The organism is Myroides odoratus (genome assembly GCF_001549985.1).
GTDB lineage: Bacteria > Bacteroidota > Bacteroidia > Flavobacteriales > Flavobacteriaceae > Flavobacterium > Flavobacterium odoratum_A.
The window spans coordinates 84,033-99,105 of sequence record NZ_LROZ01000011.1 but is presented as its reverse complement, the minus strand read 5'-3'; the positions used below and the strand labels follow the sequence as shown (position 1 = coordinate 99,105).

Genomic DNA, 15,073 nt, shown 5'->3' with positions numbered 1-15,073 from the left:
TAACTGTTATGATACAAGTAGATAATTTACATAAAACATATAATGGAACTACGGTTCTACAGCTAGAGGCATTAACACTTGGACAAGGCGAAAGTATTGGCCTAGTTGGGAATAATGGAGCTGGAAAAACAACCTTTTTTAGCTTGTTACTCGATTTGATTCAACCTAGTTCAGGGCATATTTATTCCAAAGGACAATTGGTTTCTTCTTCTGAACAATGGAAAAATTACACGACAGCTTTTTTAGATGAAACATTCTTGATTGGTTATTTGACAGCAGAAGAATATTTTGTCTTTTTAGGGAGCTTACGCGGTTGGTCTAAGGCGGAAGTTGAAGCTTTTGTTTTAGAACACAGTGCGTTCTTTAATGGAGAGGTGCTAAACCAAAAGAAATACATTCGCGATTTTTCTAAGGGAAACCAAAAGAAGATTGGCATCATAGGTGCTTTTATTGGAAATCCTGAGTTGGTCATCTTAGATGAACCTTTTGCAAATCTCGATCCGTCGACTCAAATTCGATTGAAAGAATTAGTGAAACAAAAACGAGCAACTCGTGCCATGACAATCATCATTTCTAGTCACGATTTACAACATACCTATGAAGTATCTGATCGTATTATCGCACTAGAGAAAGGGGTCCTGAAACATGATGTGTTGACCGAAACGTTAACATACCAAGAACTAGAAGGCTTTTTTAGTACAGTAAATTAAAAAATAGATCCCAGGATATCATGAAGCAGTACTCCCAAAAGGAGTGCTGCTTTTTTGTGTTTTGTTACGCAATTTTATGATTTACATTGATTTATAATCGCCTTTTCTTTTGTATTTTGCATGGGTTTATTTGATGTCATTAAGCAATCATGGCGGATGAAAATAAAAGGATGATGGTGCATTATTTTTCTTTGCAGTGTGATTTGCCTCATACAAGAGGGGATTATTCCTCCTTAATTTTTAACAATATTTGCATAAAGTATTAAAAAGTGATGTATTTTTACTGTCTTGTGAATAATAATAGAGCGAAAAAATAGTTGTTATATAAAGTTTAACCTAGATATTGAAAACAAATTTTGTCATTCGGATAGGAGGTATTATCCTGCTAATTATATCTTTTATAGCGTGTTCTGTAAAAAAGGATAAGATGTTGAATCGAGGATATCATGCTTTAACAACAAAGTACAATATTCTATTCCACGGAGATGAATCTTATACCGAAGCACTCGACGCTTTGAAGGAAGGTTATTTTGATGACTATTGGGAAATCTTACCCATCGAGCGTATTCAAATTGAAGTTGACCCAGAACGAGAATTTGAAAAAGGCGTATCCCTAGAATCTAAACAAGGAAGTATCTTGGACAATTTAGCTGTTGCTGGAACTGACCTCGGATCTCCTGAAAGCACAGATGGACAAGGGTTCACGCGAGCTGAAAACAAAGCGGTAAAAGCAATTCAGAAACACTCCATGTATATCAAGGGGAGAGAGCGCAACAGCCAAATGGCAAATGCTTATTTGTTATTGGGTAAATCGCGTTATTACGATGGTCGTTTTGTACCTGCTTTAGAGGCCTTTAACTATATTCTATACAAATATCCAGATAGTGATTTAATTGCTGAAGCAAAAGTGTGGCGGGAGAAAACAAACTTGCGCTTGCGCTATGATGACTTAGCTATTAAAAATTTAAAAGAATTATTGCGAGAACGCAAAGGACGATTAAACAAACAAGTAGAATCGGATGCCTATGCAATGTTGGCGCAGGGGTATATCAATCTCGAGCAATTAGACAGTGCAAGTACGGCATTAAAATCAGCAGTAGGGTTGGTATCCAATCAAGAGGAGAAAGCAAGATATAATTATATCCTAGGCCAATTAAATGGGCGATTAGGAAAAAAAGAAGACGCTACACGTCATTTTGAAAATATTATTGAGATGAATCGCAAAGCACCGAGGACATATACAGTGCATGCGTATGCAGAGATTTTTGAATTAACGGGCGCAAAACAAACAGATTCTGTCGCCTTTTTAAAACAATACAATAGCTTGTTGAAGGATCGAGATAATCGACCATATCTCGATGTGTTGAATCGCCAAGTTGGACTTTTTTATCGCGATATCAATCAGGAAGAAAAGGCACTGGCCTATTTGAAAACAGCGGCTAAAGTAGGAAAAGAAGATAAACAGCTGAAAGCAAGAAACTTTTTGAGTATTGCTGATATTTATTTTAATTCGGCTGGATATGCAGTGGCAGGGCAATACTATGATAGTGCTTTGGCGCTATTGCCTCCCAAAGCAAAAGAAACGTTTCGAATTAGCAAACGTAGAGAGTCGCTGCGCGAAGTAGTCGATTTAGAGGTAATTGCACATAAAAACGACAGTATACTGCGTTTAGTTGCGATGTCAACAGAGGAGAAAAATGCTTACTTTCAGGCGTTTATTGATGAATTGCGCAAAGAAGATTTTCGAAAAATGCAAGCGAATTTGGGAACAAAAAACAATTCGGGAGCAGACTTTTTTAATGTAGCCAATTTTGGTGAAGCTATTGAAAAATCGTTTGGAGAAACCAACTTCGGAAGCATGGGCGGAAAGACAACGTTCTATTTCTACTCCAATCAAGCATTGACCCGTGGGCGACAAGATTTTAAACGCCGTTGGGGGAACCGACTACTCACTGACAATTGGAGATGGAGCGCAATGCAATCTTCGATGAATAACAACAATGAAGAAGAGGAGGAAGAAGCTTTAGCTGAAAATCAGAAGAAGGAGAAACAACAAGACGATTTTGTTGATCCACGCTATCAATTGGATACCTATGTGGGTAAAATTCCTTCCGATAGTACCCAAATTGCCAAGTTAAAAGAGGATAGGGATTTAGCTTATTTTGAATTAGGTGCGATTTACAGCGAGCGTTTTGGAAAGATCGAGGAAGGAATTGATCGATTGGAACGACTATTGACGTTTGATCCTAAAGAGCGATTGATTTTACCTACGATGTACAAGTTGTATAAGCTCTATCAGGAAAAAGATCCAGCAAAAGCAGCTCAGATGAAAGCGCAGATTATTGCTACTTATCCGGAATCGAGATATGCCAAATTGATGCAAAACCTAAGTATAGGCAGTGATGGTGATTTAGCGCCAGAACAAGTCTATGCAGGAATCTACCAAGTATTCAAGGCAGAGAATTATGAAGAGGCCAAGGCCATGATGAAAAACGCATTGGAGCGTATCGATGATGCTTATGTCAGCAAGTTTGAGCTGTTGAATGCCATGATTATTGCTCGAACAGAAGGGGTGAAAAAATACAAAGAAGCGCTGAATTACTTAGCCCTGACATATAGCTCAACCGCAGAAGGAAGAGAGGCTTCTCAGTTGTTGGAACGCGTAATACCTGCTTTAGAAGGGAAACAATTTGCAACAACGGATTCAAGTAACTGGAAAATAATCGTTGCCGTGCCAACGGAAAAAATAGCTGATTTTGCAGCGAAAAAATCGAATATGCAACGTTTAGCTGGTGTTGAGTCGGGTACAGGATTAAAATTCACAGAAGACTATTACACTCCATCAGCGAAGATATACGTCTTACATGGTTTTAAATCCAAAGTAGAGGCAGAGCGAATGATTGGTCGTTTGGGCGATGACCCTGCTTATATTCCAATTATGCAAGAGGATTATAGCGTCATTCAAATTAAAAAGAATCTAGAGGAATACAAGGCTCCAGGAAGTGTGGAGCCCTAATAAAAGTGTTTTACAATGTTTGATAAATCGAAAAAGAAAGCAAAAGGAACAGGATTAGATTTGTTGGGACAAACAAATCGTATTGTTGAAGGGACAACGATTAAAGGCGATATTGAAGCGATAGCAGATATTCGAATTGACGGTGTCATTGAGGGAAATGTTGTGGTTAAAGGACGATTAGTGCTGGGACCTATAGCGAGGATTGTAGGAAATATCAGTTGTGAAAACAGTGAGATTGAAGGAGAAATAGTGGGGAATATTCTAGTGAATGATTTGCTTACTGTAAAATCTGCTGCTCGAATCAAAGGCGATATCAAAGTGGGGCGCTTAGCGGTTGAACCAGGTGCCAAGATTGATGTAAAATGCCAAATGGTTGGCAATGAACAGCTATCCTAATGACAGAAAAGAAATCACCCAATAAGTGGTTGTCTTTAATTAATATCCCCATCCAGATGGGGATAATTATTTATTTATCACACCGTTTAGGTGTCTGGTTAGATGGTAAGTACGAGTTAGAAGGAGGAATCGCAAATAAAATTTGTACGTTATTGGGAGTAGGATTAGCTTTGTACCAAGTTATTAAACAAGTCAATCAGTTAAATAAATAAAAGAATGGATAAAGAAATTGTACAAATTGGATTGAAACTTTTTATTGGTTTAGTCGTGGTATTTGCCCTACATTATGCCGTTGTGGCTTTTACTGATGCAGGTGATTCGCTAATCGAACTCGGATATAGCTTAGAAAAGTTTTACGGATTTGAATTTATCTTTTCTATTATCATCTTTTTTGCTTTGTTCGGAATTAAAAATAGCTTGCCTAATAATTTGGGTTTTGTCTTCTTAGGATTCATTACAATGCGATTAATTGCAAGTTATTTATTCGCAAAAGATGGATTAGATCACGAAATGACAGACGAAGGATTTAAATACAATTTTTTAGTGATTGTATTGGTTTTCCTTGGCGGGGATGCATTTGTTGCCTATAGTATTTTAAATAAGAATACTACGTCAAACGAAACTAAGTAAAAAAAGTTTGATATAAAGGTATGATAATACAAGAATTATTGTACTTTTGCACAAAATTTTAGGAACCAAAATATTCAAGAAGTTAAGATATGGTGACTCTCAAGAAATCACTGAATTTATTAGCAGCTGTTTTATTTACAGCCTCGTCGGTATTTTCGTACGCGCAAACTACTACTCAAAAGCTTGAAAACTCAATTCAAGAAGCTGAGCAATCTATTGAAGAAACCCTTGAACACGTTGAAGGGCATGAAATAGAAAAACCTGCTGAAATGACTCAAGCTGAGAAAGTTCAAGCTCATATTACGCATCACTTGGCAGATGATTATTCTTTTATCTTCTTCTCTGATGAAGAAACAGGTGAAAACTACGGTTTTTCATTGCCAGTTATCTTAATTGACAACGGTCTTAAAATCTTCATGTCTTCTGAATTTGACTTTGGAAAGAAAGTAGTTGAGAAAAACGGACAATTCTACAAGTTATATCACAGTAAGATATACAAAACAGATGCTGAGGGTACTATCATGTACGATGAAGCACATCACCCTACCAATGAGAAACCACTTGATTTCTCTATCACAAAGAACGTAGCTTCTTTAATTTTTACTACAATTTTAATGTTTATCCTGTTCTTAGGATTAGCAAAAACATACAAAAACGGACCAAATAATTTGCCAAAAGGAATCGCAAGAGGATTAGAGCCATTAGTGCTTTATGTTCGCGATGAAATGGCAGTGCCAAATATCGGTAAAGCAAAATACAAAAAGTTCATGCCGTATTTGTTGTCTGTTTTCTTTTTGATTTTCATTTTGAATATCTTGGGATTAACACCACTAGGATTTAACGTTACAGGTAATATTTCAGTAACAGTATGTTTGGCAATTTGTACGTTTATTATCGTTCATTTTTCTGCAAACAAAGATTACTGGAAACACATGTTCTGGATGCCAGGAGTTCCAGTGCCAATGAAATTGATGTTAATGCCTATTGAAATTTTAGGTGCAATTATTAAACCATTCTCTTTAATGGTGCGTTTATTTGCTAACATTACAGCTGGTCACTCGGTCGTATTCGGACTAATTGCAATCATCTTCGTTATGAAGGAAGCATTAGGAACTGGAGGAGCAATCGGAATTGGATTCTTCTTATCTACGTTCTTAGTTGTATTAGAAATTTTAGTTGCTTTCTTACAAGCGTTCATCTTTACTATGTTATCGTCATTATTTATTGGAATGGCTGTGGCAGAACATGATCACGAAGAAGCACATTAATCAAAGAGAGAATAAAAATAGAGTATAAATAAATTTGTTTAATTAATATTAAATTCAATACTATGACAATCCCAACTATCATTGGTGCAGGTTTAATCGTAATCGGAGCTGGTTACGGTTTAGGTAAAATTGGTTCTTCTGCAATGGACGCTATTGCTCGTCAACCAGAAGCTGCTGGAAAAATCCAAACTGCAATGATTATCATTGGAGCTTTATTGGAAGGTTTAGCATTCGGTGCTTTAATCTTAGGTAAATAATCCAAGTTAGTACAAAGAGTTTATCTGCAACGGTTGGTTGCAGGTAAACTTCTTATTTTAATTAAACAAAATCAGATATTAAAAAGTATAATTTTAGATAATGGATAAGTTAATTAACGATTTCAGTTTTGGACTATTTTTCTGGCAACTAATTATTATGATAGTAATTGTTGTTATCTTAGGAAAATTCGCGTGGAAACCAATTGTAAATGCTTTAGAAGCTCGTGAAGAGGGTATTACTGATGCATTAGCAGCTGCAGAAAACGCTAAAAGAGAAATGGCTAATTTAAAAGCAGATAACGAGAAGTTATTAGCTGAAGCTCGTGCGGAGCGCGATACTTTACTAAAAGAAGCTCGTGAGATCAAAGAAAAATTGATTGCAGATGCTAAAACAGAAGCGGAAGCTCAGGGTGAACGATTAATCGCTCAAGCAAAAGCTACAATTGAAAGTGAGAAGGCTGCGGCTATTCTTGACTTAAAAACGCAAGTTTCATCTATTTCAATTGAAATCGCTGAAAAATTATTGAAAGATCAATTATCTAACAAAGAAGCTCAAGCTAAATTGGTTGAGAAAATGTTAGATGATGTAAAATTAAACTAATATCACTATGGTAAGCACAAGAGCTGCGGCACGTTATGCAAAAGCAATGCTTGAGGTTTCTTTAGAAAAAGGAAATGTTGATGCTATCAATGGGGATATGATCCTTATTTCTCAATCAATAGCTCAAAGCAGTGAATTGAATGTGTTTCTTACAAATCCAATTGTTAAAGATCAGTTGAAATTAAATGCTTTATTGGAAGTATTCGCTGGAGTTAATGAAGGAACGAAAGAACTATTCAAAGTATTAAAAGCAAATAGTAGATTTGGGATTTTAGAAGCAACTGCTTTGGAGTTTCAAAAACAATACGATTTGTATAAAGGTATTGAGAAAGTAACTGTTACTACAGCAATGCCTATTGATGCTAGTATAGAGGCTAAGGTACTTGAGAAAGTAAAAACTTTAGCTCCTGGAAAAGAAGCTGTAATTACAAATATTGTGGATGAATCAATCTTAGGAGGGTTTATCTTGAAAATTGGAGATATCCAATACAATGCTTCTTTAGCAAATCAATTACAAGTATTAAAAAGAGAATTAATTAAGTAAAAAAAATCACCGCACGAATTTTCGTGTATAAACATAGATAAAAATGGCGGACATTAAACCAGCTGAAATTTCAGCGATTTTAAAGAAACAATTATCTGGATTTAGCTCTGAGGCTTCTTTAGAAGAAGTTGGTACAGTACTAGAAGTAGGAGATGGAGTTGCTCGTGTTTACGGGTTAACAAATGCGGAGTACGGAGAGCTAGTTGTATTTGACAACGGATTAGAGGCAATGGTACAAAACTTAGAAGAAGATAACGTAGGTATTGTATTGTTAGGTTCTTCTGTTGGTGTAAGCGAAGGTGCTACAGTGAAAAGAACAGGTCGTATCGCTTCTCTACGCGTAGGAGAGAAAATGGTAGGACGTGTTGTAAATACGTTAGGACAACCAATCGATGGTAAAGGTCCTATCGAAGGTGATTTATATGAAATGCCATTGGAGCGTAAAGCACCAGGTGTTATCTACCGTCAACCAGTAACTGAACCATTACAAACAGGTATTAAAGCAATTGATGCGATGATTCCTGTTGGACGTGGACAACGTGAGTTAGTTATTGGTGACCGTCAAACTGGAAAAACTACGGTTTGTATCGATACAATTCTGAACCAAAAAGAATTCTATGATGCAGGTCAACCAGTTTACTGTATCTATGTTGCTATTGGACAAAAAGCTTCAACTGTTGCAGCTATCGCTAAAACATTAGAAGAAAAAGGTGCAATGGCTTATACAATCATTGTTGCGGCTAATGCATCAGATCCTGCTCCAATGCAAGTTTACTCTGCTATGGCAGGTGCTGCAATCGGAGAATACTTCCGTGATACAGGTCGTCCAGCATTGATTATTTATGATGATTTATCTAAACAAGCTGTTGCTTACCGTGAAATGTCTTTGATCTTAAGAAGACCACCGGGACGTGAGGCTTACCCTGGAGACGTTTTCTACCTTCACTCAAGATTATTAGAAAGAGCGGCTCGTGTTATTGGTGATGATGAAATCGCTAAAAACATGAACGACTTACCAGAGTCAATCAAACCTTTCGTTAAAGGTGGTGGGTCATTAACAGCTTTACCTATTATTGAAACTCAAGCGGGTGACGTTTCTGCTTATATTCCAACAAACGTAATTTCAATTACGGATGGACAGATTTTCTTAGAGTCTGATTTATTCAACTCAGGGGTACGTCCTGCAATTAACGTAGGTATTTCTGTATCTCGTGTTGGAGGTTCTGCTCAAATTAAATCAATGAAAAAAGTAGCAGGTACATTAAAATTAGACCAAGCACAATTCCGTGAATTAGAAGCTTTCGCGAAATTCGGTTCTGATTTAGATGCAGCTACAATGAACGTTATCTCTAAAGGTCAACGTAACGTTGAAATCTTGAAACAAGCAGTTAACGATCCTTATACAGTGGAAGATCAAGTAGCAATTATTTATGCTGGGTCTAAAAACTTATTGAGAAATGTTCCTGTGAACAAAGTAAAAGAGTTTGAAAAAGATTTCTTAGAAGCTCTTAACTCACGTCACAGAGATGTTTTAGATCAATTAAAAGCTGGTAAATTCGGTGACGAACAAACTAGTGTTTTAGAGAAAGTAGCTAAAGAATTAGCTTCAAAATATTAAGAATTTTTTGAAAGAGTCTAAGCTTGTCTAAAAGCTTATTCTCTTTCTGAATTATATACGTTTTCAAATGGCAAATCTTAAAGAAATACGCAATAGGATTTCTTCTATTGGATCTACAATGCAGATTACATCTGCGATGAAAATGGTATCTGCAGCAAAATTGAAAAAGGCTACGGATACGATTACAGCTATGCGTCCTTATTCAGAGAAGCTAACTGAGATTATTCAAAATGTTAGTTCTACTTTAGAAGGAGAGAATTCAAGTGTATATTCGCAAGTTAGAGAGGTAAAAAATGTATTGTTCATTACAGTAACTTCGAACAGAGGGTTATGTGGTGGTTTCAATGCTAACATTATTAAACAAATTAATGTATTAGCGAATACAGCATTCAAAGGAGCAAACATTGATTTATTGACAATTGGTAAGAAAGGAAATGATATCCTTAAAAAATCATTCCACGTTGTTGACAATCAAAGTTCATTATACGATCATTTTGATTTTGAGCATACAGCAGTTATTGCTGAGCATGTAATGGAAGCGTTTGTGAATGAGAAATACGACTCTATTCAAATTGTATATAACCAGTTTAAAAATGCAGCTACTCAAAATGTAGTTACAGAGCAATTTTTGCCATTATTGCCTATCGAAACGGAAGCAACTGCAGCAGCATCTGATTATATTTATGAGCCTTCAAAAGAGGAAATCATAGAGACCTTGATTCCTTTGTCGTTAAAAACACAATTGTTCAAAGCAATTGCTGATTCTGTAGCGTCTGAGCACGGAGCTCGTATGACTGCGATGCACAAAGCAACAGATAACGCACAAGAATTGAGAGATGCGTTGAAATTAACGTACAACAAAGCTCGTCAGGCTGCGATTACAAATGAAATTTTAGAGATTGTTGGAGGTGCAGAAGCATTGAAAAACTAATCGAAAAAATAATTATACTTTTTAAAAGGCGCTCTTTGGAGCGCCTTTTTTGTTTGTATAGTTGTGTCTCATTTCAACTTGTTTGTCACGTAGATGCGTTTAAAATAAGTATAACAAGCGGTTTTTTATCGCGTTCGGCAATAAAAAAAGCTCGGACGAGCCGAGCTTTTAGATATGGAGTCTATTTATTGGAAATAAATACTGTCTATTAAGAGTTCATAGGTTGAACCACTACCTGTCTTCAAGGAGAATACATCGCCATTACCTGTGCTGTTGTAGGCTGTATCGCTTAAATCAAGGGTTAGTTTGACCCATTGTCCGCCCGTATCAATTGATCCATTGTATTGATTCGTGGTAAACTTGACTAAGTTTAAATTTGTAGTAGTTAGGGTACCTGCATTGAAAGGATCATACCCACCAGTAGGTTTGTTTACGTTGAATGAAAGCGATTTTTTATCGGACGTCCCCTTCACCCAAATGACCAATTTCGTTTTTCCTTCTGGAACTTGTTTTCCATTGATGGTAAATACAAAGTCATTGGCTGTTGTCGTTCCTGATAATTTCATCGCAGCTTTGCCATTTCGCCCTTCTCCTGGTGCTTGTGTTGCATATGGTTTTAGGCCATGTGTGCTCAATTTACTGGTAAATTCATCCCAGTTGTTGAAGTTTGCCAATATATCTGCCGCTGTTGGTTCTGGTTCTTCTGGCTCAACAGGGCCTTCATCGTCTTTCACAGGTGTTCCATCTTCAAATCGGATTTCATCAATGACTAAGTCATAATTGGCTTTGTTTCCATTTTTAAAGCTGATGAAGGTTCCCGTTCCTTCTGTATGGTATTCCCCGTTGAATGCCGTTAAATCTAAGGTGATTTTTACCCATTTACCTTGGGTGTCAATTTTACCATTATAACTATTGGTTGTGTTGTTGGGATTGTTTTCCATTGGAGTTTCATTGGGTTGTACGACTTTACTGCCCGATACCGCATCTAAGTTATAGGCTTTGTAGTTGATACCATTCGCTCTGTTAATGTTGATGGATAGAGATCGTTCTGATGTTCCTTTCATGAGGAAAGAAAGTTTTGTTGCGTCTTTCGGCATTTTTACTCCTTGTACGGAGAACAGATAACCATTTTGTTCTCTATTTCCCTTAATGGCTAAACCTGTTGAATTCTCCCATCCTTGACCTTCTGCTTTTGTAGCCATCGGATCACTCAATTGATTGTTGAAAATCACACGTAGAAAATCATCCCATTTTTCGAAATCAGCACCAGGGAAAGCTAAGAATTTACCAGGTTTAACCTCTTCAATAACAAATGGTTCATCCTTTAGATTGATGTCTTCCAGTATACGTGGATAGAATTGGATCATATCGTTGTAGATATCGAATATACCCGTGATAGATCCACTATTGGCGGGAATTTGATAAGAAACGAAATCTGTAGCATATTGGCTTGTTCTTATATAAAAAGAATTACTGTTTTCATCAACCACTTGTCTCAGCGTTTGATACTGAGCATCAACATCCTTTTCATCATATAATTTTTTTCCAACGAGTCCATGTGCAAATTGTACATCGGTTACGGTAACTAATTTTCCTTTGTATTCCTTTTTGTTTTTTATAAGTTCATCTAAAGTTACAATGTTATTATACTTTTTGATGTCAGCGAGTTTACAGTATTTTCCTACGTATTGGTTAATTACTGTTTTGGAGATAGCAGAGGTGTATTTTCCATTTTGAATACCCCCTCCTAAGTTGACCATACCTCCATTATTGTGTATATAAAGCCCGCCTAGTTTCACATAGACAATAGTTCCAGGAGGATATGTTACATAAGCGGATCTATCAGCAAGGTTGACAATGATTGGTTTTTGTGTAGTTTCGTCAACAATATGAATTTTGTTGTAGAAATTTCCTCCTTTATCACTAGAAACAACTACACCTTTTAAGATGTCTTTTGCATCTCCATTATAAGGAGCTACTTCTTCTGGGGCGATACGATAGAGGTCATCAATTGTTGTAGTTACGGTCACTTGAGGATCGTTACATTTCAATGAAGGCACTGAAAAGTCGTCATTCTTTGCACAACTAGTCACTAAAAAAGTGGTAAGTGCGGTAAAAAGTATGGATTTAAATATTGTTCTCATAGTAAAAGAAATTAGAAGTTGTAGTAAACATTAACGGAGAAGTTACGTCCATACCCATAGAAATATTTGTTGCCAAATAGATTGTAGGGACCGCTATTGCGCTGTACTTCTTGTTTGTAATTTGCATTTCTAGCTTGTTCAAAACCTCCAGTTTTGTATTCTTTGTCAAAAAGGTTATTAATCGAGGCGAAAAATCCGATAATAGATCGATTCGGCATTCTCCATGATTTTCCTCCTGTGATGTTGACGATGGTAAAATCATTTAACTTTTCTTGTTTTAATACATCGCGTAGTTTATCTTCTGTTAATCCTTCAAATGGAAGCCCTGAATTATCTGGGTCTATAATAAAATTCTGCGTTCGACGAATAGCTGACACTTCTGTATAAGCGTCGGCTAAATAGTTGATGTTTGCTCCGATGAACCAGAATTTAGGATCTCGATATTCTAATCCAAAAGATAAGGCTGTTTGAGGACCGTTAGAAAGTTTGTATTTTTTCAAACTTGTTTCTCCATAATCAAATGTTCTGGCGAGATTATCCGAGGATAAGTAGACGTTGGGGTTATTGGTGTAAAATGCCTGTCCTAAGGCTGCTGCTGCAGTCGCTTTTACGGATTGTGTAATCTGATATTCCGCACCGATTTCCAGCCCTAATTGTCTTTTGTTGATGCCGGTTATAATTTCGGATACAAACGAACCTCCATTATTGTATAAGGCTCCTTCTTCATCTACTAATCCTATACCATCTCCATAGTAGTAGTTGATTTTGGTTCCATTTTTAGTTTCACTTAAATATCCCGTTACTCTGGCTTTTAGTAAGGGTGTTCGCAAAATATAACTCCCATCTACACTAAAAATATCTTCGTTGCTCAAGTTAGGTACAAGGGAATTGTTTACGCGTATGTTGGCAAATGTATTTTTAATCGAAGGCGCTTGATTGATATAAGCAATATTAAAATCTAAGGCATGTTTTCCAGTGAGGTGGAAAGTAGCGCCACCTTTAAAACCAAAGTTGTTAAAACTTTTGTTCTCACTTTTTCCATAGGAATTATCTAGATATACTGGGTTTTTATACAACCCTTCTCTTTGATATGTGGTATACCCTATATTTTGCGCCAAGTAAAAATCAAAGAAATCATAATCAAAAACAACTTGTGTGAATACATTAATTACATCAGCCGTAAGTTTGTAGTTGTAACCAAAACGATCGCCTTCTTTTACTAGGCGGTTTGGATGATTGATATCTTTATCTTGGAGGCCAGCGTCTTGATAGGTATCAATGTCTTTGTAATATTTCCCGCCCAATAAATCAGTTAATTTTTGATAGTTATTGGAGTGTAATTTGCGGTAATTGACACCCGCATCTACAGTTGTATTGGCATTAATCTTCGTGCGAAAGTTAGAGTTGAAAGACAGTATGTTTTCTTGTTGTCTATCTTCATATAGAACAATCTGGCTTCTCCCTAGATTAATAGAATCGCTATTAATCGCGTAGATATTATTCCAATCCACTTGTCCTCCTCGACGAAAAGCTGCTCTACTTTGATTGGCTTGCCCTAGGTCTGCTATTGTATTTCGTTTGAAAGGATCATTATCATCTAGGGCATTGAATTCGTCAGATGTCATATTCCAATAGCGAGGGTCAATTTTTGACGTATGGAAACTCGGTAAATGTTGGTAATACGTTGGATCGGGATTTTGATTATTCTGATAACCCAATCGACTATCCGCAATATGTCCGAATTGGTAAGAAGCAGTGGTAGTTAAGCTGCTTTTGTCGTTGATATCCCAATAGTGGGTTAACATGAAGATAGGTTGCTCCACATCTTTGTAACGCGAATTTCGTTTATCTCCTTCTTGATACCCCCAATACGAATTGTATTTAAAGCCTTTGATATCCGCTTGTTCTTGCGTGATAGGAGCGTTTTTTCCTCTTTTGTTTTTCGCGTAAATGGCAGAAAAATTTAAGCTATGGTTGTCGTTGAATTTCTTTTCTACAGCGGCAAATAAAGAAGCTGCATGGTAATTGCTTCCTTCCCAATAACCTTCTTTAGCCCCGCGATACGAACCAGAAAATACATAAGCCCATCCCTTTTTATTCATCCCAGAAGAATGGGTGAAGGTTGGTCGCCAATTATAATTGGTATTGGTTCCAGTGAAAGTGGCCCGTGATCCTTTTCGAATATGAGAAGCGCGGGTGGAGATTGCTTGTGTCCCCAAAATACTACCAAACGTATAATCGGAAGGAGTAGAACCTGAAGAAAATTCTTGATTGCGCATCACATCGTTTAATCCTCCCCAGTTGCTGAATTGTGGGCGACCATCTAGGATTCTGTTCATCTCAATTCCGTTGATTAACGTCTTGCCATATTCGTTGTCAAGACCCCGTATTCTAAAGAAAGCCTGCCCCCAGTTGAAGGCTGCAACCTGTTGAAACGGGTCTTTGGTCGCTTGTAATAATCCCGAAGACGTATCCGAACCGGAGTTGTCATCGCTAAGATCATTTTCAGTCAGGGTGATAAAGCCTATTTGGGCTTGTGTCACTAAATCTTCTTCAATGAAAATGTCGCCTAAATCAAAGGGCTGATCTGGCTGGGCGTCTATGGGAAACTGTTTGCTGATAAATCCTGGATAGGATATCACAACAATTTGGTTGCCCATCTGATTGTTTTCAAGAACAAAGATTCCTTCACCATTGGTTAGAGTAGAAATGTTTGAGCCAACAACTCTCGCCACCACTGCATTAATCGGGGTTTGAGATTTAGCATCGAGTACTTTTCCTCTAATCTCGTGATTGCTTTGTGCATATGTAACTGTCGATACTACACCAAGCAAAACAAATAAAAGTTTCCTCATAAGTACGATTATGTATTAAAGTGCTAATCTAAAAAGTGCGATACTTTTTATACAAGTAAAGTTAAGTTTTTAAGATAAAAACTGCTACTTTTGTAAGAAGTAT

Annotated in this window: 13 protein-coding genes; 11 read left to right on the top strand and 2 right to left on the bottom strand. The window is 36.8% G+C overall.

The genetic code is table 11. The features are described from left to right. Positions 1-8: 8 nt before the first annotated feature. From AWV75_RS12235 to atpG, 11 genes are all read left to right on the top strand, one after another. A complete protein-coding gene (locus tag AWV75_RS12235; RefSeq protein ID WP_060874642.1) occupies positions 9-710 on the top strand; it encodes an ATP-binding cassette domain-containing protein in 702 nt (233 codons plus the stop codon). Between the two features lie 427 nt (positions 711-1,137). Then, positions 1,138-3,726, top strand: coding sequence for a tetratricopeptide repeat protein (locus AWV75_RS12230; protein ID WP_231738116.1), 2,589 nt, complete (start codon positions 1,138-1,140; stop codon positions 3,724-3,726). A 15-nt stretch (positions 3,727-3,741) separates the two neighbouring features. Then, positions 3,742-4,122 (top strand): bactofilin family protein, encoded by a 381-nt coding sequence (locus tag AWV75_RS12225; protein WP_002988847.1) that lies wholly within the window; start codon positions 3,742-3,744, stop codon positions 4,120-4,122. Further along, positions 4,122-4,334, top strand: a complete 213-nt coding sequence (locus AWV75_RS12220; protein ID WP_060874641.1) for an AtpZ/AtpI family protein — start codon at positions 4,122-4,124, stop codon at positions 4,332-4,334. Before AWV75_RS12225 ends, AWV75_RS12220 begins: the two co-directional genes overlap by 1 nt. Before the next feature lie 4 nt (positions 4,335-4,338). Then, positions 4,339-4,752 carry a DUF6168 family protein gene (locus AWV75_RS12215; protein ID WP_060874640.1) on the top strand — a complete coding sequence of 138 codons (414 nt, stop codon included), beginning with the start codon at positions 4,339-4,341 and terminating at the stop codon, positions 4,750-4,752. 89 nt (positions 4,753-4,841) lie between these two features. After that, positions 4,842-6,020, top strand: coding sequence for a F0F1 ATP synthase subunit A (gene atpB / locus AWV75_RS12210; protein ID WP_060874639.1), 1,179 nt, complete (start codon positions 4,842-4,844; stop codon positions 6,018-6,020). 62 nt (positions 6,021-6,082) lie between these two features. After that, positions 6,083-6,277, top strand: coding sequence for an ATP synthase F0 subunit C (locus AWV75_RS12205; RefSeq protein WP_060874638.1), 195 nt, complete (start codon positions 6,083-6,085; stop codon positions 6,275-6,277). A 100-nt stretch (positions 6,278-6,377) separates the two neighbouring features. Then, positions 6,378-6,878, top strand: coding sequence for a F0F1 ATP synthase subunit B (locus tag AWV75_RS12200; protein WP_060874637.1), 501 nt, complete (start codon positions 6,378-6,380; stop codon positions 6,876-6,878). 7 nt (positions 6,879-6,885) lie between these two features. Further along, the gene (gene atpH, locus AWV75_RS12195) at positions 6,886-7,422 is read left to right on the top strand and encodes an ATP synthase F1 subunit delta (RefSeq protein WP_060874636.1); all 537 of its coding nucleotides are present in this window, start codon (positions 6,886-6,888) and stop codon (positions 7,420-7,422) included. Positions 7,423-7,465: 43 nt separating this feature from the next. Then, the gene (atpA, locus tag AWV75_RS12190; RefSeq protein WP_060874635.1) at positions 7,466-9,040 is read left to right on the top strand and encodes a F0F1 ATP synthase subunit alpha; all 1,575 of its coding nucleotides are present in this window, start codon (positions 7,466-7,468) and stop codon (positions 9,038-9,040) included. 67 nt (positions 9,041-9,107) lie between these two features. Next, complete coding sequence (atpG, locus tag AWV75_RS12185) at positions 9,108-9,971, top strand: ATP synthase F1 subunit gamma (RefSeq protein ID WP_060874634.1); 864 nt, start codon at positions 9,108-9,110, stop codon at positions 9,969-9,971. A 185-nt stretch (positions 9,972-10,156) separates the two neighbouring features. On the opposite strand, the gene AWV75_RS12180 is transcribed toward atpG, so the two are convergent. Continuing rightward, positions 10,157-12,115, bottom strand: a complete 1,959-nt coding sequence (locus AWV75_RS12180; RefSeq protein WP_060874633.1) for a DUF5689 domain-containing protein — start codon at positions 12,113-12,115, stop codon at positions 10,157-10,159. Positions 12,116-12,126: 11 nt separating this feature from the next. Beyond that, entirely contained in the window at positions 12,127-14,970 is a 2,844-nt protein-coding gene (locus tag AWV75_RS12175) for a carboxypeptidase-like regulatory domain-containing protein (protein ID WP_060874632.1), read from the bottom strand. Positions 14,971-15,073 lie beyond the last annotated feature (103 nt).